At 67.6% G+C, this 23,577-nt stretch carries 25 protein-coding genes; 4 read left to right on the forward strand and 21 right to left on the reverse strand.

All coding sequences use genetic code 11. From position 1 onward, the window contains the following. Nucleotides 1-49 precede the first annotated feature (49 nt). The 9 genes from AU072_RS24725 to AU072_RS24765 all read right to left on the reverse strand — a co-directional run bounded on the left by AU072_RS24725 (nt 50) and on the right by AU072_RS24765 (nt 10,367). Nucleotides 50-460, reverse strand: coding sequence for a DUF2752 domain-containing protein (locus AU072_RS24725; RefSeq protein ID WP_064346208.1), 411 nt, complete (start codon nt 458-460; stop codon nt 50-52). Beyond that, nucleotides 450-863, reverse strand: a complete 414-nt coding sequence (locus tag AU072_RS24730) for an NINE protein (protein ID WP_064416313.1) — start codon at nt 861-863, stop codon at nt 450-452. The genes AU072_RS24725 and AU072_RS24730 overlap by 11 nt, the downstream gene beginning before the upstream one ends. A 196-nt stretch (nt 864-1,059) precedes the next feature. Continuing rightward, on the reverse strand, nt 1,060-2,493 hold the full coding sequence (locus AU072_RS24735; RefSeq protein WP_064416200.1) for an HNH endonuclease signature motif containing protein: 1,434 nt from the start codon (nt 2,491-2,493) through the stop codon (nt 1,060-1,062). Between the two features lie 75 nt (nt 2,494-2,568). Continuing rightward, entirely contained in the window at nt 2,569-5,310 is a 2,742-nt protein-coding gene (lgt, locus tag AU072_RS28735) for a prolipoprotein diacylglyceryl transferase (RefSeq protein ID WP_082697461.1), read from the reverse strand. Continuing rightward, nucleotides 5,307-6,095, reverse strand: a complete 789-nt coding sequence (trpA, locus tag AU072_RS24745) for a tryptophan synthase subunit alpha (protein WP_064416201.1) — start codon at nt 6,093-6,095, stop codon at nt 5,307-5,309. Before trpA ends, lgt begins: the two co-directional genes overlap by 4 nt. Next, nucleotides 6,092-7,351 (reverse strand): tryptophan synthase subunit beta, encoded by a 1,260-nt coding sequence (gene trpB, locus AU072_RS24750; RefSeq protein WP_064416202.1) that lies wholly within the window; start codon nt 7,349-7,351, stop codon nt 6,092-6,094. Before trpB ends, trpA begins: the two co-directional genes overlap by 4 nt. Before the next feature lie 3 nt (nt 7,352-7,354). Continuing rightward, nucleotides 7,355-8,173 (reverse strand): indole-3-glycerol phosphate synthase TrpC, encoded by an 819-nt coding sequence (trpC, locus tag AU072_RS24755; protein ID WP_064416203.1) that lies wholly within the window; start codon nt 8,171-8,173, stop codon nt 7,355-7,357. Between the two features lie 77 nt (nt 8,174-8,250). Beyond that, the gene (locus AU072_RS24760) at nt 8,251-8,844 is read right to left on the reverse strand and encodes a TIGR02234 family membrane protein (protein WP_064416204.1); all 594 of its coding nucleotides are present in this window, start codon (nt 8,842-8,844) and stop codon (nt 8,251-8,253) included. Continuing rightward, nucleotides 8,841-10,367: an anthranilate synthase component I gene (locus AU072_RS24765; RefSeq protein WP_064416205.1), complete on the reverse strand. Its 1,527-nt coding sequence runs from the start codon at nt 10,365-10,367 to the stop codon at nt 8,841-8,843. Before AU072_RS24765 ends, AU072_RS24760 begins: the two co-directional genes overlap by 4 nt. Nucleotides 10,368-10,557: 190 nt before the next feature. Here AU072_RS24765 and AU072_RS24775 point away from each other — a divergent pair, with 190 nt between their 5' ends. Next, on the forward strand, nt 10,558-11,022 hold the full coding sequence (locus tag AU072_RS24775; protein ID WP_064416207.1) for a peroxiredoxin: 465 nt from the start codon (nt 10,558-10,560) through the stop codon (nt 11,020-11,022). 28 nt (nt 11,023-11,050) lie between these two features. On the opposite strand, the gene AU072_RS24780 is transcribed toward AU072_RS24775, so the two are convergent. From AU072_RS24780 to AU072_RS24825, 10 genes are all read right to left on the reverse strand, one after another. After that, the gene (locus AU072_RS24780) at nt 11,051-11,962 is read right to left on the reverse strand and encodes an alpha/beta fold hydrolase (RefSeq protein ID WP_064416208.1); all 912 of its coding nucleotides are present in this window, start codon (nt 11,960-11,962) and stop codon (nt 11,051-11,053) included. Continuing rightward, entirely contained in the window at nt 11,959-12,303 is a 345-nt protein-coding gene (gene hisI, locus AU072_RS24785; RefSeq protein WP_064406212.1) for a phosphoribosyl-AMP cyclohydrolase, read from the reverse strand. The genes AU072_RS24780 and hisI overlap by 4 nt, the downstream gene beginning before the upstream one ends. Further along, nucleotides 12,300-13,082, reverse strand: a complete 783-nt coding sequence (gene hisF, locus AU072_RS24790) for an imidazole glycerol phosphate synthase subunit HisF (RefSeq protein ID WP_064416209.1) — start codon at nt 13,080-13,082, stop codon at nt 12,300-12,302. The genes hisI and hisF overlap by 4 nt, the downstream gene beginning before the upstream one ends. After that, on the reverse strand, nt 13,082-13,897 hold the full coding sequence (locus tag AU072_RS24795; RefSeq protein WP_064416210.1) for an inositol monophosphatase family protein: 816 nt from the start codon (nt 13,895-13,897) through the stop codon (nt 13,082-13,084). Before AU072_RS24795 ends, hisF begins: the two co-directional genes overlap by 1 nt. Then, nucleotides 13,897-14,679 carry a bifunctional 1-(5-phosphoribosyl)-5-((5-phosphoribosylamino)methylideneamino)imidazole-4-carboxamide isomerase/phosphoribosylanthranilate isomerase PriA gene (gene priA / locus AU072_RS24800; protein WP_407937626.1) on the reverse strand — a complete coding sequence of 261 codons (783 nt, stop codon included), beginning with the start codon at nt 14,677-14,679 and terminating at the stop codon, nt 13,897-13,899. The genes AU072_RS24795 and priA overlap by 1 nt, the downstream gene beginning before the upstream one ends. Beyond that, nucleotides 14,676-15,296, reverse strand: coding sequence for an imidazole glycerol phosphate synthase subunit HisH (hisH, locus tag AU072_RS24805; protein ID WP_064416211.1), 621 nt, complete (start codon nt 15,294-15,296; stop codon nt 14,676-14,678). The genes priA and hisH overlap by 4 nt, the downstream gene beginning before the upstream one ends. Then, complete coding sequence (gene hisB, locus AU072_RS24810; RefSeq protein WP_064395562.1) at nt 15,293-15,907, reverse strand: imidazoleglycerol-phosphate dehydratase HisB; 615 nt, start codon at nt 15,905-15,907, stop codon at nt 15,293-15,295. Before hisB ends, hisH begins: the two co-directional genes overlap by 4 nt. Continuing rightward, entirely contained in the window at nt 15,904-17,034 is a 1,131-nt protein-coding gene (locus AU072_RS24815) for a histidinol-phosphate transaminase (protein WP_064416212.1), read from the reverse strand. The genes hisB and AU072_RS24815 overlap by 4 nt, the downstream gene beginning before the upstream one ends. Next, nucleotides 17,031-18,365, reverse strand: coding sequence for a histidinol dehydrogenase (gene hisD / locus AU072_RS24820; RefSeq protein ID WP_082681012.1), 1,335 nt, complete (start codon nt 18,363-18,365; stop codon nt 17,031-17,033). The genes AU072_RS24815 and hisD overlap by 4 nt, the downstream gene beginning before the upstream one ends. Before the next feature lie 84 nt (nt 18,366-18,449). Then, the gene (locus AU072_RS24825; protein ID WP_064416316.1) at nt 18,450-18,956 is read right to left on the reverse strand and encodes a hypothetical protein; all 507 of its coding nucleotides are present in this window, start codon (nt 18,954-18,956) and stop codon (nt 18,450-18,452) included. Between the two features lie 652 nt (nt 18,957-19,608). Here AU072_RS24825 and AU072_RS28830 point away from each other — a divergent pair. Both AU072_RS28830 and AU072_RS24835 read left to right on the forward strand, forming a co-directional pair. Beyond that, complete coding sequence (locus AU072_RS28830) at nt 19,609-20,934, forward strand: PGRS repeat-containing protein (RefSeq protein WP_064416213.1); 1,326 nt, start codon at nt 19,609-19,611, stop codon at nt 20,932-20,934. 84 nt (nt 20,935-21,018) lie between these two features. Continuing rightward, entirely contained in the window at nt 21,019-21,429 is a 411-nt protein-coding gene (locus AU072_RS24835; RefSeq protein ID WP_064416214.1) for a nitroreductase family deazaflavin-dependent oxidoreductase, read from the forward strand. A gap of 1 nt (nt 21,430) precedes the next feature. Here AU072_RS24835 and AU072_RS24840 read toward each other — a convergent pair whose 3' ends face one another. Then, nucleotides 21,431-22,456 (reverse strand): zinc-dependent alcohol dehydrogenase, encoded by a 1,026-nt coding sequence (locus AU072_RS24840; protein WP_064416317.1) that lies wholly within the window; start codon nt 22,454-22,456, stop codon nt 21,431-21,433. A gap of 64 nt (nt 22,457-22,520) precedes the next feature. Here AU072_RS24840 and AU072_RS24845 point away from each other — a divergent pair, with 64 nt between their 5' ends. After that, nucleotides 22,521-23,087 (forward strand): TetR/AcrR family transcriptional regulator, encoded by a 567-nt coding sequence (locus AU072_RS24845; RefSeq protein WP_064416215.1) that lies wholly within the window; start codon nt 22,521-22,523, stop codon nt 23,085-23,087. Between the two features lies 1 nt (nt 23,088). Here AU072_RS24845 and AU072_RS24850 read toward each other — a convergent pair whose 3' ends face one another. After that, entirely contained in the window at nt 23,089-23,571 is a 483-nt protein-coding gene (locus tag AU072_RS24850; RefSeq protein ID WP_235629959.1) for a hypothetical protein, read from the reverse strand. Between the last annotated feature and the right edge of the window lie 6 nt (nt 23,572-23,577).

The following is a 23,577-nucleotide window of genomic DNA, read 5'->3' on the forward strand; positions in this document are numbered from 1 at the left end:
TCCGGGACTGCACCGGCCCGCAGCCGATTGTAACAGCGCGGCTATCGCCTCACCCGTCGAGAACCGTGGGGACCAGCGGGAATCCGGGCAGATTGCGCGCCACTGTCCAGGTCAGGGCCGAGACGACAATCACGACGATCAGCGGAGTGTTCATCAGCGGTTTGCTCTGACGCCATCGGATCAGAAGCCACGTCAGCAAGAGGGGAAGGCCGACGAGCAGGTAGACGTTGTCGACGACCGCTGCGGCAAGGTCGCCGTGCAGTAGGTCGTGCGTCATGCGCAGACCACCGCAGGCGGGGCAGTCCAAACCGGTGATCGCCTTGAACGGACAGGCGGGGAAGACAAATCCCGGGCGATGCGGGTCGGCGATGCCGACGTACGTCAGGGCGCCGGCCAGTACGGCGCCGGTGCCGAGCGCGCCGTATAGCTGTCTGCGGCTCGTGCCGGCGCTAGGTGCCATCGCGCAGAGGGCGCCCCTGTGGATCGCGGACTTTGTCGGTGAGCAGCATGACGGCGTCGATGATGCCCCAAATGATGGCGCCGATACCGCACGTGACCAGGCCGACGACTAACTGCGCGACGCCTAACCCGGTGTAGCCGAGATAGATGCGGCCGATACCGACCAGACCGAAGAGGCCGAGCAGCTGCAGCAGACCGGCGATGAGTTTGGACTTGTCGGAATACGGCTCGCCCGTGATGGGGTGACGGCCGTAGGGGGCCAATGGATCGCCGTATGCCGACGGGTAGCCCCCGAGAGGCGGCCCGTACTCGCTGCCGGGCGGGGGCGGGTATTGCGGCTGGTAATTCGGCTCCTGAGGGGGCGTGCTGCCATGCTCACTACCACCGAACTGCGGCTCCGTCATGGCTCCCAGCATGCCAGACACGGGTGGGCCAGTCAGTAAGAATTCTGTGGCGCATCGGCCCCAGGGTGTAGCCCAGGCATGCGCGGGTGCGTGCCCAAACCCGCGGTCGTGGCGACATCGGTCAACGGATTGTCGCTCAGGGAGATTCGCTGGAGCTTGGACGGAACGGTTCCGCGGCTCTTCACGGCCGGGCGTGTCAGAACGGCGGGGGCTGGTAGTTGGCGGCCAGCCAGGCTTGCCGCTGCCGCTCTTCTTCGGCGATCAATTCGGCGCGCTCGCGGCGTTCGGCTTTGATCCGGTCGCGAAGGTCGTCCTCACGCGTCTGTTTGCGCCGGGGCATCATCAAGGTTCGATCCGCGGTGTCGTCGGAGATATCCGCGGGAACGTCGAGCTCGCCCGTCGACTGTCCGAGCGCTGGAAACATGCTTGCGCCATGAGGTTCGGTGCGCCACACGTGACCCGTGGGCGCGATCAACTCGATTGTGCCGTCGGGAAGTTGTCGCTCGGTCCAGCCACGTGGCCCACGGAAGAACGTCTTGAGCAGATGGTGAGTCCGGCAGTAGTGCTTGGTATTCGACGGATGCGTCGGTCCCTGGGGCCAAGGCGTGGTGTGGTCAACGTCGCAGTGTTGCACCGGCTTGTCGCAGCCCGGCCATCGGCACGTCAGGTCCCGCCACTGGAGGAACTCCCGCAGCGCGACGTTGGGCCGGTAGCTATTGCCGCCCTTGGCTTCCGGGGTGGGCACGGCCAACGGCTTCGATTGCGCGGTCTTGGCCACCCTGCGTACCGACTCGGCGGGCAGCACTCCGAACCCTTTCAGATAACCGGGTTTGTCGCTGGTTCCATCGAGAGTGCCTTGTTCGGCCAGCAAATGGATGACCGCCGTCTCAACGGCCGCGCGCTCCGCGGCCGCCGGGCAGTCGTCAAGCCCGCATTCGCAGGGCAGTGTGGCCTCCATGCGAGAAAGCGGACCACAGGCGTCAGCGCGGCGCTGATCCTTGGTTCGAGGGTCGTTGTCACATACGGTGGCGGCCAAAGCGTCGAGCCTGGCGTTCAGCGCCGCACCGTCCTCGGCGCGCAGATTGCCTGTAAGCCAGACCATTCCGGCGTCCCCCGGCTCGATCTCGACGTGGCGATTGTTCTCGGATCGGCGCGGCACCCGCACAGCCTCCGGGTCGAAGCGCGTCACGAACATGTCCACGCGGTCAATCAGTTTGGGACCCGAGAGCTTCATCCACTTCTCGGCCTTGGCGGCCAGAGCCTCGTCGAGCGCGGGCATGATGTCCGGTTCCACGTTCTGAGTACGCGACATGATGGTGGCCACTACCCGGTAGTCGATCCACCCGCGCCGAAAGATCTCAGCCACCCGGGGGAGCCGCTCGCGCAGAGCCTTCGCGGCATGGACTTGACCGAGTGCCCTGGCATGACTGATGTTCTGCACCGGCGAAATCTCTGCCGCTACGACGACCGCAACGTCGGTGAAGAACATCCTCGCTTCCTCATGTTCCCTCTCCCGCCGCGCATAGAGTTCGGCCACGAGTGCCAGCCTGCGCCCCATCGCCGCAGCCTCCTCGCGAGCCTCTTCACCCATGAGGGTGAGGAGATCGCCGCTGGAAGCGTCCTCGAACATGTGTTCGATACTACTCGGACCCTATGACACGAAGACGTTTTCGAGCGATGCGCTGAGGAAAACCCGGAAAATTGTCTAGCCCCTCCGGCGGCGGCGCAGCCACTTGCGCACTCGCCCGCCGTCCGAGTTCTCGGCATTGTCTGCGGACTCTTCGGTTGTTTCTTCGGCTGTCGCGGCATCTTCCGTCGCTTGCGCGTCGGTCGGCTCCGTGGCTTCGGCCTCCGCTTCGTCGGCTAGCTCCGCGGCAGTCGCCTCACCCTCGACGGCGGACTCGTGTGCCTCAGCGGCGTCGGCGAGTGCGTCGCTGGCCTCCTCGCTCTCGACCGTGCCCACACCACCGACGTCGGCGGGCTCACCGGACTCAGTCTCCTCCTGGCCTTCCGCCGTGCCATTGCCCTCTGCCTCGGCACCTGCCGATGCGTGGTCGATCGACTCCTCGGCTTGCGCCTCGGCCGCTCGCGCCAGCTCTTCGGCTACCAGCTCATCCTCGGCGGCCTCGACCGCGGCCTCGGTGGGCTCACCGGCTTCGTCGGCTTCAGCCTCGGCCTCACCGGCCAATTCCACGGCTGCAGCCTCGCCCTCGACCGCGGCCTCATGCGCCTCAGCGGCATCCGCGAGCGCGTCGCTGGCTTCTTCACCTTCGACCGCACCGACACCGTCCGCGTCGGACAGCTGCCCGGTCTCGGCGAACTCCTCCGCCTCAAGAATCTCCTCGGCAGGCGCCTCGTCCACCTCGTCAGCTAGGGCTTCGGCCTCCGCGACCGCCTCCGCCTCTACCTCATCGGCTTCAGCTTCATCGGCCAACTCCTCGGCAGCAGCCTCGCCCTCGACGGCGCCCTCGGTGGGCTCACCGGAGTCAGCCACCTCAGCGGGCTCGTCGGCTTGAGCCTCGGCCTCGTCGGCCAACTCCTCAGCTGCAGCCTCGCCCTCCACCGCGGCCTCGTGTACCTCAGCGGCATCCGCGAGCGCGTCACTGGCCTCTTCACCCTCGACCGCTCCGACACCGTCCGCGTCAGCCGCCTGCCCGGCCTCGGCGAACTCCTCCGCCTCGAGAATCTCCTCGGCAGGCGCCTCGTCCACCTCGTCAGCGAGGGCTTCGGCCTCCGCGACCGCCTCTACCTCGTCCGCCTCGGCCTCATCGGCTTCATCAGCTTCTGCCCCAGCCTCGTCGGCCAACTCCTCGGCAGCAGCCTCGCCCTCCACCGCAGCCTCGTGTACCTCAGCGGCATCGGCGAGCGCGTCGCTGGCCTCCTCGCCCTCGACCGCACCCACGCCACCGACGTCGGCCGCTTCACCGGCCTCGGGGACCGCCGCACCGCTTACGTCCGCGCCTCCAAAGGGCTCCTCCGCGGCGACGACGTCCTTTCGCCCGCGCTTCGGCCAGAACCGCAGCCTGCGTCGTGCCTTCGTTGGTGGCGTCGCAGCCGTCTGCGCGGCCGCCTCGTCCGCCAGCTCCTCGGCTGCTTCCTCAGCCTCGACCGCAGCTTCGTGTGCCTCGGCTGCGTCGGCCAACGCGTCGCTGGCTTCTTCACCTTCGACCGCACCGACACCGTCGGCGTCGGACCCCCGTCCGGCCTCGGCGAACTCCTCCGCCTCAAGAATCTCCTCGGCAGGCGCCTCGTCCACCTCGTCAGCGAGGGCGTCGGCCTCCGCGACCGCCTCGATCTCGGGCTCGGACTCTTTGGCCGACCCCTCGTCGCCCTCGGCTGCGAACTCCTCGGCCTCTTCCAAGTCGTCCGCCGGCACACCTGCCACGTCCGCGCCGAGCTCCTCCGCCGACACGTCCTCGACCGGGATCTCCTCGCCCTCCGGTACGTCCGCGGTGAGCGATTCGGCTTTCACCGTCTCCGACTCTTCGTCGGCGGCGGCCTTGGCGGCGGCGAACACACCTGTCGTCGACGCCACCGCGGCCAACTCTTCGGTGAGGTCCTCGACGGTCGGCCGTTCCGGCTCTGCCTTACCCCTGAGGGAGGCCGGATCTTCGCGGCCCTTCGGCGCGACCATGATGTATACGACTGCACCGATGAACGCGAACGTCGCCGTGAAGGAGTTGATCCGGACGCCTTCGATCAACGTCGCATCGTCGACCCTCAACAGCTCGATCCAGAACCGGCCCACGCAATAGCCCGCAACATACAACGCGAACAGGCGGCCGTGGCCGAATTTGAAACGCCGGTCGACGTAGATGAGAACCGCGAAAACCAGCAGGTTCCAGAGCAGTTCGTACAGGAACGTGGGATGGACGAGGTGAACCACTTCGCCGGTCGACACTCCGTTGAGATTGTCGATCATGCCGGCTGAATCGCGGCGCTCATAGATCTTCAGCGCCCAGGGCAACGTCGTTTCGGCGCCCCACAGCTCCTGGTTGAAGTAGTTGCCGAGGCGGCCGATCCCTTGCGCCAGAATGACTCCCGGCGCGACCGCGTCCGCGAACGCGGGCAGCGGAATTCCTCTGCGCCGGCAGGCGATCCACGCGCCGACGGCACCGAAGGCGACAGCCCCCCAGATCCCGAGACCACCGTCCCAGATTCGGATCACGCCGGCCAGCCCGGCGCCGTTGTCCCCGAAGTAACGCCACCAGTCGGTCGCCACGTGGTAGAGCCGGCCGCCGATCAACCCGAAAGGCACGGCCCACAAGGCGATGTCGTAGATGACTCCGCGTTCTCCCCCGCGTGCCTCCCAGCGCCGGTCACCGATGATCAGCGCCGCCACGATGCCGACGATGATGCAGACCGCGTACGCCCGGATCGGTACGGGACCGAGATGCCAGACGCCCTGAGCCGGGCTGGGAATGGCGGCCAAGACAGTCGTCGTCACGCAGTAACCCTTCGCCTGACTCCATCCGCAAGCTCAGCCGTCAATGCTCCGACCGCGTCGACGCCGTCCTGCAACGCCGACACCAACGCCGACCCCACGATCACCCCGTCGGCGTAAGCACCGATCTCGGCTGCCTGCGCTCCCGACCGCACCCCCAGGCCCACGCCCACAGGGATGTCCGAGACGGCCTTCACCCGGCGAACCAGTTCAGGGGCGGCCGTCGACACCGCATCGCGCGCACCGGTCACGCCCATCGTCGAAGCCGCGTAGACGAATCCGCGCGAAGCCTGCACCGTCATCGTGAGCCGTTCCGGTGTCGACGATGGCGCGACCAGGAAGATCCGGTCCAAATCGTGAGTCTCCGAGGCGGCGAGCCATTCGTCGGCTTCGTCGGGGATTAGATCCGGGGTGATCATCCCGAGGCCGCCGGCCGACGCCAGATCGCGGGCGAATGCGTCGATGCCCCACCGCAGCACGACGTTCCAGTACGTCATCACCACGGCCCGACCGCCGGCATTGGTGATCGCCTCGACCGCGGCCAGCGAGTCCCGCACTCGCACTCCCCCGCGCAGCGCGGCCTCGGTGGCCGCCGCGATCGTCGGACCGTCCATGCCGGGATCGGAGTACGCGATGCCGACCTCCACGAGGTCGCAACCGTTTTCGACCAGTGTCGTCATCGCCGAAATCGACCCGGGCACATCGGGAAAACCGGTCGGCAGATAGCCGATCAGGGCGCTGCGTCCCTCGCTTCGGCAGGTGTCGAACAGCGGTGCCAGCCGGCTCACGGCGCACCGTCCAGCAGGCCGAACCATTTCGCCGCCGTCTCGACGTCCTTGTCCCCACGACCCGACAGATTCACCAACACGATCGCCCCGGGTCCGAGTTCCCGACCCAACTGCAAAGCACCCGCAAGACCGTGCGCGGACTCGATCGCGGGGATGATTCCCTCCGTGCGACAGAGCAACGAGAACGCGTCCATCGCCTCGGTGTCGGTGATGGGCCGATACTCTGCACGGCCGGTGTCCTTGAGGAACGCGTGCTCGGGCCCGACCCCCGGATAGTCCAAACCCGCTGATATGGAATGTGATTCGATGGTCTGGCCGTCCTCGTCCTGCAGCAGGTACGAGAAGGAGCCTTGGAACGCACCAGGTGATCCCCCGGTGAAAGTCGCTGCGTGCCGCCCGGTTTCGACGCCGTCGCCGGCGGCCTCATAGCCCACCAGCCGCACGTTGGGATCGTCGATGAACGCGTGGAAGATCCCGATCGCGTTCGACCCGCCGCCGACACAGGCCGTCACCGCATCGGGCAGCCGGCCGGCCTGCGCCTGGATCTGGGCGCGCGCCTCCAGTCCGATCACCCGCTGGAAGTCGCGCACCATCGTGGGAAACGGGTGGGGTCCGGCGGCCGTACCGAAGCAGTAATAGGTGTTGTCGGCGTTGGTGACCCAGTCGCGGAACGCTTCGTTGATCGCATCCTTCAACGTCTTCGAGCCCGCCTCGACCGACACCACCGTCGCCCCCAGAAGACGCATCCGCGCGACGTTCAACGCCTGTCGTGCCGTGTCGACGGCACCCATGTAGATGACGCACTCCAGGCCGAGCAGCGCGCACGCTGTCGCAGTCGCAACACCGTGCTGCCCCGCGCCGGTCTCGGCGATCACCCGGGTCTTGCCCATCTGCCTGGCCAGCAGGGCCTGGCCGAGGACATTGTTGATCTTGTGGGATCCGGTGTGGTTGAGGTCTTCTCGCTTCAGGAAGATCCGGGCGCCGCCCGCGTGCTCGGACAACCGCTCGGCTTCGTACAACGGCGAAGGCCGTCCGCTGTAGTGCCGCTGCAGCCGATCCAACTCGTCGAGGAAGGTCTGGTCGCCACGTGCCTTCTCGTAGGCCGTGGTGACCTCCTCGATGACGGCCATCAACGCTTCGGCGACGAATCGCCCGCCGTAGACGCCGAAATGGCCACGCGCATCCGGGTCGTGGGTGGTGGGTTCGGCTACGGCCGCGCTGGAACGGGGCAGCTCAGGCCCGGCGAGATCGGCCACTTCTCAACGCGCGGGTTTCGGGCACGACGGGTGCGTGCCTGCGGTGACCAGATCGGCGACGGCGCTGCGGGGGTCACCGCTGGTGACCAGTCCCTCACCGACGAGTACCGCGTCGGCGCCCGCACCGGCGTACGCCAGCAGATCGGCGGTCCCGCGAACCCCCGACTCCGCGACGCGGATGACGTCGGTCGGCAGCCCAGGGGCGATCCGCGCGAAGCAATCCCGGTCCACTTTCAACGTCTTGAGATCGCGTGCGTTCACGCCGATTACCGCGGCGCCGGCCGACAGCGCGCGGTCGGCCTCCTCCTCGGTGTGCACCTCGACCAGAGCCGTCATACCCAGCGACTCGGTGCGCTCCAGCAATGACTCCAGCACCGGCTGCTCCAACGCCGCCACGATGAGCAACAACATGTCCGCACCGTGGGCGCGGGCCTCGTGGATCTGGTAAGGCCGGACGATGAAGTCTTTGCGCAACACCGGGATTGACACAGCCGCGCGGACCGCGTCCAGATCCTCGAGCGACCCGTTGAAGCGACGCTGTTCGGTGAGCACGCTGATGATCCGCGCGCCACCGCTTTCGTAGGCGCTCGCGAGTTCGGCGGGGTCCCCGATGGGGGCCAGCTCGCCGCGGGAGGGGCTCGCACGCTTCACCTCGGCGATCACCGCGATTCCCGGTGCGCGCAGTGCGGCCATCACGTCCAGCGGGGGCGGCGCGTCCTTGGCCTTCGCTTTGATGTCGGCGAGCGGGATGACGGCTTCGCGGGCGGCGACGTCGGCTCGGACTCCCTCGATGATCGAGTCGAGTACCGTCGCCGAACTCATGAGTGCCGCTTCCCTTCCCCCGGAAACACCGAACGATCTTCAACCACGAAGGGTAGCCGCCACCACAACACCGCCGATCACCGACCCTTGTTGTCCGGATTCGTCGCATCCTGCGTCGGATCGGAACCGGCGTCGAGGGCGTCCCAGATCGCGCGTTCGGACATCTCGCCTGCGGGTTCGTCGGCCGGTGCGACGGTGCGTCGCGAATACCGGGCCGCACCGGAGCGCTCACTTGCCGCAGACCGCATCAACAGCACCGCGCAGGCCAGCGCCACCGCCGCGGCGACCACGGTGATCACCGCACCCACGTAGTGCCGCTGCGTGCCGACCAGGTCCGCCACGGGCGCCTCCGCGATGTGCGAGGCGCGGACGGCCACGTCCTTGACAACCCACAGGCTGATGGCCAGGTAGGCGGTTCCGGCGCTGGCAGCGGCGACCAGCAGAGCCAGCAGCCGGAGCGGCCATCCACGCACCGCCAAGGCCGCGACGGCCGCCGCCAGCAGCAGGACCGCGAGCGGGATCAGAGCGGTCGACCAGGTGCCTCCGGACAGGGCGACCGTCTTCGGCTCCCCGAGGCCGTCGAACGAGGTCACCTCGACCCAGGTCATCCGTGACGCCACCCACAGCCCCGCCGCCGCGAGCACGAGACCGAGCTGGGCGACCCTGATCATGGCTCGGTCAGCGTCTCGGCGGCGGCGATCGCGTTGAGCACCGCGCGAGCCTTGTTGGCCGCCTCGGTGTACTCGTATGGCCCGTTGGAATCTGCGACGACGCCACCGCCCGCCTGCACGTAGGCGGTGCCGTCGCGCATCAACGCGGTGCGGATCGCGATCGCGAAGTCGGCGTTGCCCGCAAAGTCGAGATAGCCCAGCACACCGCCGTACAGGCCGCGACGCGTCTTCTCGACCTCCTCGATCAGCTCCATCGCCCGGACCTTCGGGGCGCCGGAAAGCGTGCCCGCCGGGAAACAGGCGGTCACGGCGTCCAGTGCGGTCTTGCCGTCGGCCAGCAGTCCCGTCACCGTCGACACCAGGTGCATGACGTGGCTGTAGCGCTCGATGTGGCTGTAGTCCTCGACGCGTACGGTGCCGGGCCGGCAGACCCGGCCCAGATCATTGCGCCCCAGATCGACGAGCATCAGATGCTCGGCGCGCTCCTTCTCGTCGGCCTGTAGCTCCTTTTCGAGCAGCAGATCCTCTTCCTCGGTCTCGCCGCGCCACCGCGTACCCGCGATCGGATGGGTGGTCGCGCGTCCGTCCTTGACGGTCACCAGTGCCTCCGGACTGGAGCCGACGATCGAGAAGTCCGGTCCGCCTGCGGCATTCGGCACATTGAGCAGATACATGTACGGGCTGGGGTTGGTCACGCGCAGCATCCGGTACACGTCCAGCGGATCGGCGTCGGTCTCCATCTCGAACCGTTGCGAGGGCACCACCTGGAACGCCTCGCCGGCCTCGATGTCGCGCACCAGTTTCTCGACGATGGCCTCGTACTCCTCGAGCGTGCGTTGAGCGCGGTGCAACGGCTCGGGTCGGCTGAATGTCGCGACCGCCGACGGCAGGTGCTCACCGAGCGCGGCGGTCATCACGTCGAGGCGGGCGACCGCGTCGTCGTAGGCCCAGTCCACCCGCTCGTCGGTGCCGTTCCAGTTGACCGCGTTGGCGATCAGCGTGATCGTGCCCTCATGGTGGTCGACCGCCGCGATGTCGGTGGCCAACAGCAGCAGCATGTCCGGAAGGCCGAGATCGTCGACGGCGAGCGAGGGAAGCTTCTCCAGGCGCCGGACCATGTCGTAGGCGAAGAACCCGACGAGCCCGCTCGACAGCGGCGGCAGGCCCGGCAGCGGCTCGGTCTTGAGCAGTTCCAGCGTCGCGCGCAGCGCCTGCAGCGGGTCGCCGCCCTGCGGCGCGTCCTGCGGCGTCGCGCCCAACCACACGGCCTCACCGTCACGGACGGTGAGCGCCGACGGTGCACCGGCGCCGATGAACGACCAGCGCGACCACGAACGGCCGTTTTCCGCCGATTCCAGCAGGAACGTCCCGGGTCGATTAGCGGCCAGTTTGCGGTACGCCGACAGCGGGGTCTCGCTGTCGGCGAGGACCTTGCGGGTCACCGGCACCACGCGATGCTCGGCGGCCAACGCGCGGAAGTCCTCCCGCGAGGTGGTGGTCGCGAGGTCGGCCGTGGTCTGCACGGGTCAAGTGTCCCAGACGCGCCCCAGTGCGGACGACGACGAGGGCGTGAGCCGGCGCGGATCCGCGTCGTGCGTCGGCGCTCGAAACCGACGCAATGGTCGATCCGACTGCCCGACACCAGCCCAAACGTCGGCCTGGATGATCGCGCGGGACGGTGGCTCGATCACTTCGCGGCGTAGCGTGACCTCCATGAAAAAGGGTGACCGAGTTGCCGAGTTCGAATTGCCGGACCAGACGGGCACGATGCGCAGCCTCAGTGAGTTGCTCGCGGACGGCCCGATCGTGCTGTTCTTCTATCCCGCTGCGATGACGCCGGGGTGCACCAAGGAGGCCTGCCACTTCCGCGATCTCGCCGCGGAGTTCACCGCGGTCGGTGCCAGTCGTGTCGGAATCAGCACCGACGCGGTCGACAAGCAGGCGAAGTTTGCCGACAAGGAGCGCTTCGACTATCCGCTGCTGTCTGACGCCGACGGTGCCGTCGCAACGCAATTCGGCGTGACGCGCGGCCTGCTCGGCAAGTTCATGCCGGTCAAGAGGACCACCTTCGTGATCGACACCGACCGCACGATCCTGGCTGTGATCGCATCGGAGATCAGCATGGACAGCCACGCCGACAAGGCTCTCGAGGTGCTGCGTCAGCGCCAGTCGGCTTAGTCGGCCGTGGGGTGTTCGTCGCCTGCGCCTAGGGTGTTGCGGGACCGATGAACTCGACGCCCGCGCGGATCGCCGGGCGATGCCGAAGAATCCGGTAATGCGCCAGCCGGCCGAGGCCCTTGGTGGTCATCAACCGCGCGCCCGGCCAAGACGCGACGACGCGCTGGCTGGTCTCATAGGGCGTGTCCGGGTCATCCGGATCATGGATGAGCAGCAGCGGCGGGTAACCGGTGCGGGCGCCGACGACGGTCATGTTGGTTTCGTACAGCGGCATCTCGATGCGGCGTTCGAGGCCACGTTGCAGTCCGGCGCGGATACGGGGGCCGAAGCCGTGGCGTCTGGCGAAATAGTCTAGGTAGAGCGGGAATTCGCCCATCGGCGCGAGGTACACCAGCCGCTCGACTTTCGCGCCATAGGCGATCGCGAATGTCGTTGCGTTCGCGCCGAGAGAGTGGGCGACGACCGCGCGGGCCGGCCCATGTTCGCGGATCATGGCCCCGACCGCGTGTGCGCATTCGATGGCCGTCGTGCGCCCGGGCTTGAGTGCGCCCGCATCGGACTCGTTGTGGCTCGGCAAGTCGAACGCGATCACCCGGTGACCGGATTCGATGAGCGGTTTGACGAACGTGCCCAGATGCGGGCGCCGCCCGCCCCAGCCGTGCACCAGATACACCGGGGGCCCCTCGCCCCACGATTCACCCACGACTCGGTGACCATTCCAGCGCGCTTCGATCGGCTCGCCTGGCTTGACGCCGGGGGGCATGCGCAGGTTCGACTCCATGACCGGCGGGGTGCACCACAGTTCGACTGCCCACCGCGACCCGATGCCGGGCGCGAAGCGCTCCAGCCACCAGAACGCCCGGCGGACACGCGGGTCGACGGGCGGCTCGATGCCTGATCCCTCTAGCTCGACGGCGACGGCACGATCTGCTTCTGTCACGCGGGCCCCATCAACAGGTCCGCATCGAAGCAACTGTGATCGCCCGTGTGACAGGCGCCGCCGACCTGATCGACCTCCAGCAGCACCGTGTCGCCGTCGCAGTCGAGCCGCACCGAGTGGACGTATTGGGTGTTGCCCGACGTTTCGCCCTTGATCCAATGCTGTTGGCGCGACCGCGAATAGTAGGTCGCGCGGCGGGTTTCCAGCGTGCGGGCCAGCGCGAGATCGTCCATCCACGCCACCATCAGAACCTGCCCGGTGCCGCGCTCCTGTACGACGGCGGTGATCAACCCGTTGGCGTCGCGTTTGAGTCGCGACGCGATGTCTGCGTCGAGCGTCATCGAACGGTTATCCCTTCGGCCGCCATCGCCGCTTTCACCTGCGCGATGGTGAGCTCTCGGAAATGGAACACGCTGGCCGCCAGCACCGCATCGGCCCCTGAGGCGATGGCCGGTGCGAAATGCTCGGGTGCCCCCGCACCGCCGCTGGCGATCACCGGCACGTTCACGGCACCGCGAACCGCCTCGATCATCGGCAGATCGAAACCGGCCTTGGTGCCGTCGAAGTCCATCGAGTTCAGCAGGATCTCGCCCACACCGAGTTCGGCGCCCCGCGTTGCCCATTCGACAGCGTCGAAGCCGGTCCCCCGACGCCCGCCGTGGGTGGTGACCTCCCACCCCGAGGGCGTCGGCTCCTGATCCTGCGGCACCGTGCGGGCATCGACCGACAACACGATGCACTGCGATCCGAACTGCCGCGACAATTCGGCGAGGAGTTCGGGACGGGCGATCGCCGCGGTGTTGACCGCGACCTTGTCCGCCCCCGCCCGCAGCAGCACGTCCACGTCGGCGACCGAGCGCACCCCGCCGCCGACCGTCAACGGGATGAACACCTGCTCGGCGGTGCGTTTCACCACTTCGAGCATGGTGGCCCGCCCCGAGGAAGACGCCGTCACGTCGAGGAACGTCAGTTCGTCGGCGCCCTCGGCGTCGTAGGCCGCGGCCAGTTCGACGGGATCGCCTGCGTCACGCAGATTTGCGAAGTTGACGCCCTTGACCACCCGGCCGGCGTCGACATCCAGGCACGGGATGACCCGCACGGCCAGATCCTTGCCGTCCATCAAAAGTCCTTGGGATCGCCGACCGAGCGAAGCAGATCGAGCAATTCGTCGTGCACGCCGGGAGCGCCGGCGAGGGCCGAAGGGCAATCCACCGTCCACTCGTTGCCCGCGAGGTCGGTCACGACACCACCCGCGGCGCGGATCAACGCCACACCCGCGGCGTGATCCCACACGTGACCACCGAAACTGATTGCGCCGCCGAGGATTGCGGCCGCCGTATAGGCCAGGTCGATACCGGTGGCCCCGTGCATGCGCATGCGTGAGCATTTGCGGCTGAGGCTCTCGATGACGGCGAGCCGGTAACGTCCCGGCACCTTGCCGCGGGAATCGACGCTGAATGTGCTGACCCCGACCATCGAGTCGGACAGCGCTGCCCGGTCCAGCGTGGGCGACTCGACGCCGTTGTAGCGCAGAGGCCCTCCGACCACGGCGGTGAAGCGCTCCTTGGTGAACGGCACCCAGGTCAGTCCGGCCACCGGCTCGCCATCACGCACCAGGCCCAGCAGGATCGCCGCCATCGGCGAACCGGCGGCGTAGTTGAAGGTGCCGTCGATCGGATCGAGCACCCACACCAGCGGCGACTTGAGATCCGCGCCGCCGAATTCCTCGCCGTGCACCTCGATTCCGGTTCTGGCGGTCAATGCCTCGACGACCTGACGTTCGATGGCCAGGTCCACCTCGGTGGCGAAGTCGTCGCCCTTCTTCTGCACCGCTGAGTCCGCGCGGTGGCCGTCGACGAACGGGACCGCCGCGTCGTCGAGGATCTGCGCGGCCTCGGCGACCAGGGCGTCGAGGTCGGCCGCGTCCAGGGCCATTACCTGTCCACCGCGGCCAGTGCCTCAGGCAGGGTGAATCGACCGGCGTACAACGCTTTTCCGACGATCGCCCCTTCGACTCCACGATCGGTCAGCGTGGCGATCGCCCGCAGGTCGTCGAGGCTCGACACACCGCCGGACGCAATCACCGGCGCGTCGGTTCGGTCGGTCACCTTCGAGAGCAGTTCGAGGTTGGGTCCGTTGAGCGTGCCGTCCTTGGTGACGTCGGTGACGACGAAGCGCGAACAGCCTTCTCCGTCAAGCCGTTCCAGGACCTCCCAGAGGTCTCCGCCGTCGGTCTCCCATCCGCGGCCGCGGAGGCGATGGTCGCCGTCGACGATCTTCACGTCCAGGCCGACGGCCACCTTCTCGCCGTGTTCGGCGACGACCTTGGCGCACCACTGGGGGTTCTCCAGTGCTGCGGTGCCGAGGTTCACCCGTGCACAGCCGGTGGCGAGCGCCGCCGACAGCGACTGGTCGTCACGGATGCCGCCGGACAGCTCGACCGCCACGTCGAGCTTGCCGACCACCTCGGCCAGCAGTTCTCTGTTGCTGCCCCGGCCGAACGCGGCGTCGAGGTCGACGAGGTGGATCCACTCCGCGCCGTCGCGTTGCCACGTCAGCGCGGCCTCCAGCGCAGAGCCGTATTCGGTCTCGCTGCCTGCCTGGCCCTGCACCAGGCGCACAGCCCGGCCCTCGACCACATCGACGGCGGGAAGAAGAATCAGTCGTTCCGGCACTGTGGTGGTCTCCTCTTCGCGCGAGCGCTCATCGGTGGTCAACCTAATGCCTTCACCCAGTTGGCGAGTAATGCGGCACCGGCATCGCCGCTCTTCTCCGGGTGGAACTGCGTGGCCGACAGTGGTCCGTCCTCGACGGCGGCGAGGAACGGCACATGGTGTGTGGCCCATGTCAGTTTCGCGGCCGGATCGCCCTCCCACTGCTGGGCGGCGTACGAGTGCACGAAATAAAAGCGGGTGTCCGCCTCCATTCCGGCGAACAGGGTGCTGCCCTCGGGGGCGTCGACCACGTTCCAGCCCATGTGCGGGATCACCGGCGCGTCGAGTCGCACCACGGCACCGGGCCATTGGCCGCAGCCGGTCGTCTCGACCCCGAACTCCACGCCCCGGGAGAACAGAATCTGCATGCCGACACAGACGCCGAGCACGGGGCGGCCGGCCGCCACCCGGTCGGCGATGAGCTTGGGGCCGTCGATCTTGCGCAGTCCAGCCATGCACGCCTCGAAGGCGCCGACGCCGGGCACCACAAGCCCGTCGGCGTTCAGCGCGGCGTCGGCGTCGGCGGTGACCGTGACGTCGGCACCGACGCGCTCCAATGCCCGTTGAGCCGAGCGGAGGTTGCCCGAACCGTAGTCCAGGATGACTAATTTGGTTGTCACAGAGTGCCTTTCGTCGACGGCACACCGGTCACCCGAGGGTCGTATTCGACGGCTTGGCGCAGCGCGCGGGCGACGGCCTTGTACTGCGCCTCGGTGATGTGGTGGGGGTCGCGTCCGTAGATCGTGCGCACGTGCAGCGCGATGCGGGCGTTCATCGCCAGTGACTCGAACACGTGCCGGTTGACGACGGTGTGGTACGGCGCCGAGGAGCCGGCGATCGTGAAGTGCAGCATGTGATCCGGTTCACCGGTGTGCACGCAGTACGCGCGGCCCGACACGTCGACCGCGGCGTGCGCGAGCGTCTCGTCCATCGGGATCCACGCGTCACCGAAGCGGCGGATGCCCTTCTTGTCACCGAGCGCCTGCCCGAGCGCCTGCCCCAGCACGATCGCGGTGTCCTCGATGGTGTGGTGGCCCTCGATCTCGACGTCGCCTTTGGCCCGCACGGTCAGGTCGAAACTCGCGTGACTGCCGAGCGCGGTCAGCATGTGGTCGAAGAACGGCACACCGGTGTCGACGTGCACCTGCCCGGTGCCGTCGAGGTTCAGTTCGACGACGATGTCGGACTCTTTGGTCTTGCGCTCGATGGTCGCGCGACGGGGTTCGTTCACGGTGCTCCTACTGGGGATAGTTCGGTCGCGGCCAGGCGGGCGCTGGCGGCCAGCAGCGCGTCGTTCTCCTCGGCCAGGCCGGTGGTGGCGCGCAGATATCCGGGGATGCCCACATCGCGGACGAGGATGCCCGCGTCCAGATACCGCTGCCAGGTGGCGGGGGCATCGGCGAACTCGCCGAACAGCACGAAGTTGGCGTCGCTGCCGATCACCCGAAAACCCATCTCCGACAAGGCTTGTGTGACCCGGTTGCGTTCGGCGATGAGGGTGGCGACGCTGCCGAGCGTGTCGTCGGCGTGGCGCAGTGCGGCGCGGGCGGCGGCCTGGGTCACTGACGACAGGTGGTAGGGCAGCCGGACGAGCAGCATCGCGTCGATCACCGCGGGTGCGGCGATCAGATACCCGAGTCGGCCGCCGGCGAACGCGAACGCCTTGCTCATCGTGCGGGTCACCACCAGGCGGGTCGGATACTCGTCGATGAGGCGCACCGCGCTGGGCTGCGACGAGAACTCGCCGTAAGCTTCGTCGACGATCATCATGCCGGCGCTCATCGCGTCGAGCAGGCGGCGGAGATCGTCAAGCGGAACGCTCTGTCCCGACGGGTTGTTCGGGCTCGCGATGAAGACGACGTCGGGGTTGTGTTCCTTGATCGCGCGCACGGCCGCGTCTATGTCGAGGCTGAAGTCATCGGCGCGGTTGGCCACCAGCCACTGCGTCTGCGTGCCGTCGGAGATGATCGGGTGCATCGAGTACGAGGGCACGAAGCCGATTGCGCTGCGCCCGGGCCCGCCGAAGGCTTGCAGGAGCTGCTGCAGGATTTCGTTGGAACCATTTGCTGCCCATAGGTTTTCGACAGTGAGTGGAGTTCGGGTTTGCGCCGAGAGGTAAGCGGCCAGATCCGTTCGCAGCGCCACCGCATCGCGGTCCGGGTACCGGTGCAGCTCCCCCGCGACCGCGGCGACGGACGCCGTTACGTCGTCGATCAGCGCTTTGGTCGGTGGATGGGGGTTCTCATTGGTGTTCAACCGCACCGGCACGTCCAATTGCGGTGCACCGTAGGGTGATTTACCGCGCAGATCATTCCGCAGCGGAAGCTCGTCGAGCGTGGCCTTCTTTCCGACGGTCACCTTTCGAACCTCCGCCGCACCGCTTCGCCATGCGCGGGCAGGTTTTCGGCGTGAGCAAGCGTGATCACGTAGCCGGAAACATCTTTCAGCGCGGCCTCGTCGTAGTCGACGACGTGGATGCCACGCAGGAACGTCTGCACGGACAGCCCGCTGGAGTGACGGGCACAGCCCGCCGTGGGCAGCACGTGGTTGGATCCCGCGCAGTAGTCGCCCAAGCTGACCGGTGCATACGGGCCGACGAAAATCGCGCCCGCGGAACGGATCCGACCGGCTACCTCGCGCGCATCCAAGGTCTGGATCTCGAGGTGCTCGGCCGCGTAGGCGTTCACGGTTCGGATGCCGGCCTCGAGATCGTCGACGAGTACGGTGGCGGACTGCTTTCCACCCAGCGCGGCGGTCACCCGCTCGCGGTGCACCGTCGTTTGGAGCTGGTTGGCCAGCTCACGGTCGGTCGCGTCGGCCAGTTCGACGCTCGGGGTGACCAGCACGCTGGCGGCCATTTCGTCGTGTTCGGCCTGGCTGATCAGATCGGCGGCGACGTGGACGGGGTCGGCGGTGTGGTCGGCGAGGATCGCGATTTCGGTCGGACCGGCTTCGGCGTCGATGCCCACCTGAGAGCGGCAGATGCGCTTGGCCGCGGTGACGTAGATGTTGCCCGGGCCGGTGATCATGTCGACGGGTGCCAATCCCGCGCCGTCGGTGTCCGTACCACCGTAGGCAAGCAGCGCGATGGACTGCGCCCCGCCGACCGCCCACACCTCGTCGACGCCGAGCAGTGCGGCGGCGGCCAGGATCGTCGGGTGCGGGAGGCCGTCGAACTGCGCCTGCGGCGGGCTGGCGATCACCAGCGAGTCGACGCCGGCGGTCTGCGCAGGCACGACGTTCATCACGACGCTGGAGGGGTAGACGGCGTTGCCGCCGGGCACGTACAGGCCGACGCGCTCGACCGGTACCCAGCGCTCGGTGACCGTGGCCCCGGGGGCGAGCGTCGTGGTCGTATCGGTACGGCGCTGGTCGGCGTGGACTGCACGGGCGCGTTCGATGGCCACCTCGAGCGCGGCGCGGACATCGGAGGGCAGCTCAGTCAGGGCGCTCTGTAAGCGAGCCGCAGGTACGCGCACCTGCGCGGGTCGCACACCGTCGAACGAGTCACCGTATTCGAGCGCCGCCTCGGCTCCGCGCGCGGCGACCGCGTCGACGATCGGGCGGACCTTCGGCACCACCGTGTCCACATCCACGCCGCCGCGCGGCAGGGCGGACCGCAGTTGCGCGGCGGAGAGCTGCGCGCCCCGCAGGTCGATGCGGGCGATCGGGGATGACGGTGGGCTCACACAGCCATTGTCCCAGAACAGGCCAAATCGATATCACCGCGGCGAACCGCAGCGCCTGTGGTCAGGCCAGAACTGGCCGGGGACCTACTTGCACAGATTGATAATCGATGCGCTGGACTCGTCGGCATCCTTGAGTCGCGCCGCCTGGTCGGGATCGGCGTTCGCGGTCCCTGCAATCGAACGCGCACCGATATCCATGAGTTGGTTCGCGAACTTGCGCACGGCATCCGCCAGCTCCGACGGGGTGTCCGGCTGTAGACGGGCGAGGAGGTATTGACCGCCCTCCGAGAGGGAAAGGCGCGCGTTGGCGGCCACTGCCAGCGTGCCGGTGCCGTCAGCCGGTCCGCCGGGGGCCTTCAGGTTGGTGTTGAGCTGGACGCCGTTACGAACGATGTTGAACGCCTCGCAGATGCTGGCCTTGGGGTCATCGGTGGTCGCGCCGGTGAAGACGGAGCCCTGCTGGGCTGACCCGGACTGCGACGACGGCGCTTTCGTCGCCGCCCAAATGGCGATGCCCAGCGCGACCAGCGCCACGACCAGCGCCAATACCGAAACGATGGATCCCCGGGGTCTTTGCGATGTCTCAGACATGCGGCGATCGTAGCGGCCGGTCGACGATCCGTGCAGCAAACTACGGAATCAGTTGCCTTTGACTGTGGCGAAAACAAGATCAATTTACTGAGCGTAGCTCCGGTAGTTATTGACTAATCAAGTAGCCAACTATAGGAGTTAGCTAGAGGCGCCGGGGACTGGACCTTGCTTTTGCTATCCGGACGCCTTTCGCGAAACGGATATACCGTTTCGGCGACGCTCGACCTCAGTGGGTCGCGGAAGTCGAACCGACGGGCCCCAGGAGTTAACTGATGGCCGGCCTAGAGCTGTCCTACCGGGCGTTTTAGGCGGTTACCGGTCCAACTATTCAACGCGACCATCAATATCAGAATTGCTGATGCTCGCCTGCCGCCCCAGAGCTAACCCTTGCGTCTGCAAGCAGATTCCTCGCGGTTCAGCCGCCCGGCTCGGAATTTACGGAGGGGTTGATTCAGCTTTTTTCTCAAGAATTTCTGAAGTTGCTAGGCAAACCAGATCTGAGATGTCAATATGTCTGTGATCGACATCATCGATTAGCTGACTACGGCAGCGGATCCGAGGTCTCGCCACTTGGCCACGGGCTTCGCGAACGGATGTCAGGGGCGTTGGGGTAACTGGGTCACCCGACCCAGGTTCGACAGAAGGGGTATGTATGTCCACGAAATCAGCTGCCGGCAGGCACCGCGCAGCCTCATGCCGAGGTACGGTCGCCCGCCGCGCGGTCGGCGGCGCACTTCTCGGCGGGTCGATGACCGCGGCGTTCGTCGGCGTCGGCTCGATTGGTACGGCGCAAGCGGCGCCCGCCAACGATTGCCCGATCGTCTGCGATCTCCTGCCGACCGGCTTGAATATCGGAGACGGAGCCGATATCAGCCAAGCTCTCGCATTCGACCCCGGTGTCGGGCTGGCGCTGTTCGATCCGATCCTCGACAACCCGCTGACGATGGTCTTCACCTTCGGCATGATCGGCAACGGCGCCGACGGCAATGCGCTGCACCCCGACGGCTTCGACGGCGGGTTCCTCTTCGGCAGCGGCGGTGACGGCTACAGCCCCAACGCCATCGACGGCACGCTCGTACGCGCCGGTAACGGCGGCAACGCCGGCATCTTCGGCGGCAACGGCGGCCGGGGCGGTAACGGAGCTCCCTCCGGCATCCTGGGTCTCACCGAGGCACAGGATGGCGGCAACGGCGGCAACGCCGGATTCTGGGGCAACGGCGGTCGCGGCGGTAACGGCGGTGACGATCTCGCTGTCGCCCTGGGTGACGCGCAAGGTGGCGCCGGTGGTGAGGGCGGCACCGGCGGCTACGTCGGTGTCGGCGGCGGCGGCGGCGACGGCGGCAACGCATCGACTCTTGCCACCAACCTGACCGGCAACGCCACCGGTGGCGCCGGCGGCGATGGCGCCAGCGGTGGCACGGGCGGAGGCGCCGGCGGCACCGGTGGCGATGCGACCGCCAACGGCCCTACTGGGAACGCCACGTCCGGCAGCGGCGGCACCGGCGGAGACGCTGACTTCTTCGGCGATGGCGGTGCCGGCGGCAGCGGCGGTACAGCCAGCACGGACGACGGCGTCGCTACTGGCGGCAACGGTGGCAGCGCCGGAAACGGCGGTGTCATCTACGGCAACGGCCGCAACGGCGGCGCAGGCGGCACCGCGACCACCGAGACGGGCACAGCAGTCGGTGGCAGCGGAGGCACGGGCGGCGACGGCGGCCCTGTCTTCGGCAATGGCCGCAACGGTGGCGCCGGCGGCAACGGAGTAGCCAACCAGGCCGGCGGAGCAGCCACTGGCGGGACCGGCGGCAACGGCGGCAACGGCGGGGCCATCGTCTCTAACGGTGGCGACGGCGGCAACGGTGGCAACTCCGCCGGTACCGGCCCCGGGACGCCCGGCAACGGCGGCCAAGCCGGTTCGGGTGGATTCGGCGGCAACGACGGCGATGACGGCCAGCGGGGCACCGACAGCACCCCGTAGTAACGAAACGGCTGACGCCGCATCACAAATGGCGATGCCCGTCCCCTATCTGGGGGCGGGCATCGTCACGTAATGTCCCAAAACATGTCCGCCAAGGATCACCCCAACAACGCGCCGGGCGTGCCGATGGTGTATCCGCCCGCGTTCGAGCGCCTGCAGATCAAGTACATGAACCCGATGGTCAAGCGGGTCTCGCGGTTCATCCCCGGTCTCGCGAAAATCCGGCACCGCGGCCGCAAGTCCGGCAAGACCTACGAAACCGTCATCACCCCGTTCCGCAAGGGCAACACCCTCGCGGTCGCATTGGGCCACGGCAAGACCGACTGGGTGAAGAACGTGCTCGCCGCCGACGAGGCCGACGTGCTTTTCGGCTCGCGCACGGTCCACATCGTCAACCCGCGCATCGTGCCCGCCGGCGGCGACGCGCAAGGCCTACCTTTCATGGCCCGCCTCCAGGCCAAGAAGATGGGCGTCTTCGTCGCCGACATCGCCTGAGCTACAGCCGGCTGAACACCGTCTTCCCCGTCATTCTCGGCCACACCTCCGGCGCCTCGTCCCACGGCACCACATGTTCAATAGCGGCCGAAAGATCCTGTCCGACAAGCAGTTCCAATACCTCCGGTAGCACCGCGCGGGCGTTGACCCGCCCCGTGACGAAACGCACGCCGCGCGTGTACATCGACAGCAGCGGCATCTCCACCGCGCCCTGGTAGTAGATGCCGGTGTCGGTGCACACACCATCCGGCCAGGTCGCCCGCAGCGTCGCCGCCAACAGCGCCGGGTCCGCCGACGTGTGCACCGTCACCGGATACGGTTCGGCGGTCTTGTCGGGCTTCTCGCGGTCGTGCACGACCGCGCCCAGCTTCTCGGCCACCGCAAGCCGGTGCGGATCGGTGTCGACGTAGTCCACGTGCACGCCCGCCGCGACCGCCGTCGCCGCCGCGTACAGGCCGATCGACAGCCGTCCCACGACCAGCACCCGTTGATCCGCCACCGGTAGCGACGCAAGCTCGTCGCGATACGGCCCGACGCCGCGCCAACCGTCGGGGATGTTGTCCGACATCGAGGCGACGGCGACGGGATCCGCGCCCTCGGGTAACGGCACGAGCATCGCGTCGGCATGCGGCACCAGCACCAGGTCGGCCATGAAACCGCCGCCGTCGAGACCAGACAGCGGCGCCATTCCGTACGTCGCCATCAGCGGCACGGACGCACACGACCCGGTCACACCGCGCAAACACGCGCTGCACTCACCGCAGCTGATCTGGAACGGCACGACGACCCGATCGCCAACCCCGACACTGCGAACGTCGTCACCGATCGCGACCACCTCGGCCACCCCCTCATGCCCAACCGCATGACCGGGCGGCATCGGCAGCCGACCCTGCGCCACCGCAACATCGAGGTCACAGCACGCCACCGCAATTGGTCTGACGAGTGCCTGGCCAGGACCGGCGAGTTGCGGGTCGGGTGCCTCACGCCAGGCGTACTTACCGGCGTCTTCGAGCATCAGCTGTTGCATGGTCACGCCCTTCTTTAGTGATCGCTCAACTATTCTTGAGCGATCTTTCTAGTAAAGTCAAGACATGCCCCGCCCGGACCGCAGCCGCACCGCTCTGATCGACACCGCGGCACTGCTCTTCCGCAGGCAGGGCTACGCGGCGACCGGCGTAAACCAGATCCTCGAGCTCGCCGATGTCAAGGCGGGCTCGCTGTACCACCACTTCCCCGAGGGCAAGCAGCAGTTGGCGGCCGCCGTGGTTGCGCGTGTCGGCGCCGACATCGAACACCGACTGCGGGATCTGCTGGCCACCGAGGCACCCGTACCCGACCTCATCGACGGCTGGCTCGACCTGATGGCCTCGGGACTGACCTCCGACCCGCGCGACGGCTGCCCCATCGAGCCGATCGCCACCGAGTCGGTCGACGCCAGCGCACTGGTGCGGCAAGCATCGGCGACAGCGTTCGCAGGCTGGCGCCGGGCCATCGCGGACCGGCTGCATGCCGACGGGTGGGCGCAGGACGACGCCGAGCAGACCGCGCTGGCTCTGATAGCGCTCATCGAGGGTGCGTTGATACTCGCCCGAACCGCGGGTGACACCGCCGCCCTGGACTCTGCGAAGGCCGCGGCTCGGACGCTGCTGAGCCGGTGAGCTACTTGCAGAGCTCGGTGATGCTCTTGTTTTCCGCGTCGGCGTCGCTCAACCGTTTCGCTTGCGCCGGATCGTCATTGGCCACTCCAGCCGTAGCGTTGGCGCCGATGTCCATCAGATTGTTCGCGAATTGTTCGACTTTCTCCGCGAGCACCACCGGGGTCGCCGGATCGAGCCGCTCCAGCAGGTACTGACCCCCGTCGTACAAGGAGATCCGCGCATTGGCGGCCACCGCCTGCGCCCCGGTGATGTCCTGCGGACCGCCTTCCGGCTGCAAGTTCGTGTTGAGCGTGATGCCTTTCCGGACGACGTCGGCGGCGGTGCAGATCTTGGTCTTGGCGTCGGCGATCTGAGCCGAATCGTATTCTGGGTCCGACGGACTGGTCCTGTACAGCGTCCATCCCGCGAGCGCCAAAGCGACGACGGCTACGGCCAGGCTGACGACGACCAACAATCCGAGGCGTCGCGACGAATCCTCATCCACGCGACC

The sequence above is a fragment of the Mycolicibacterium novocastrense genome (genome assembly GCF_001499835.1).
Classification (GTDB): domain Bacteria; phylum Actinomycetota; class Actinomycetes; order Mycobacteriales; family Mycobacteriaceae; genus Mycobacterium; species Mycobacterium novocastrense.

What these genes read in the sequence shown, in the direction of transcription:
- AU072_RS24845 (WP_064416215.1), top strand. Translation starts at nt 22,521, where the DNA reads ATGCCCCGCCCGGACCGCAGCCGCACCGCTCTGATCGACACCGCGGCA.
- AU072_RS24735 (WP_064416200.1), bottom strand. Translation starts at nt 2,493, where the DNA reads ATGTTCGAGGACGCTTCCAGCGGCGATCTCCTCACCCTCATGGGTGAA.
- AU072_RS24840 (WP_064416317.1), bottom strand. Translation starts at nt 22,456, where the DNA reads ATGCAACAGCTGATGCTCGAAGACGCCGGTAAGTACGCCTGGCGTGAG.
- AU072_RS24725 (WP_064346208.1), bottom strand. Translation starts at nt 460, where the DNA reads ATGGCACCTAGCGCCGGCACGAGCCGCAGACAGCTATACGGCGCGCTC.
- AU072_RS24825 (WP_064416316.1), bottom strand. Translation starts at nt 18,956, where the DNA reads ATGTCTGAGACATCGCAAAGACCCCGGGGATCCATCGTTTCGGTATTG.
- AU072_RS24835 (WP_064416214.1), top strand. Translation starts at nt 21,019, where the DNA reads ATGTCCGCCAAGGATCACCCCAACAACGCGCCGGGCGTGCCGATGGTG.
- hisI (WP_064406212.1), bottom strand. Translation starts at nt 12,303, where the DNA reads ATGACGCTCGACGCAGACATCGCGTCGCGACTCAAACGCGACGCCAAC.
- hisF (WP_064416209.1), bottom strand. Translation starts at nt 13,082, where the DNA reads ATGGACGGCAAGGATCTGGCCGTGCGGGTCATCCCGTGCCTGGATGTC.
- AU072_RS24730 (WP_064416313.1), bottom strand. Translation starts at nt 863, where the DNA reads ATGACGGAGCCGCAGTTCGGTGGTAGTGAGCATGGCAGCACGCCCCCT.
- AU072_RS24795 (WP_064416210.1), bottom strand. Translation starts at nt 13,897, where the DNA reads ATGGCCCTGGACGCGGCCGACCTCGACGCCCTGGTCGCCGAGGCCGCG.
- AU072_RS24775 (WP_064416207.1), top strand. Translation starts at nt 10,558, where the DNA reads ATGAAAAAGGGTGACCGAGTTGCCGAGTTCGAATTGCCGGACCAGACG.
- AU072_RS24760 (WP_064416204.1), bottom strand. Translation starts at nt 8,844, where the DNA reads ATGATCAGGGTCGCCCAGCTCGGTCTCGTGCTCGCGGCGGCGGGGCTG.
- trpC (WP_064416203.1), bottom strand. Translation starts at nt 8,173, where the DNA reads ATGAGTTCGGCGACGGTACTCGACTCGATCATCGAGGGAGTCCGAGCC.
- AU072_RS28830 (WP_064416213.1), top strand. Translation starts at nt 19,609, where the DNA reads ATGTCCACGAAATCAGCTGCCGGCAGGCACCGCGCAGCCTCATGCCGA.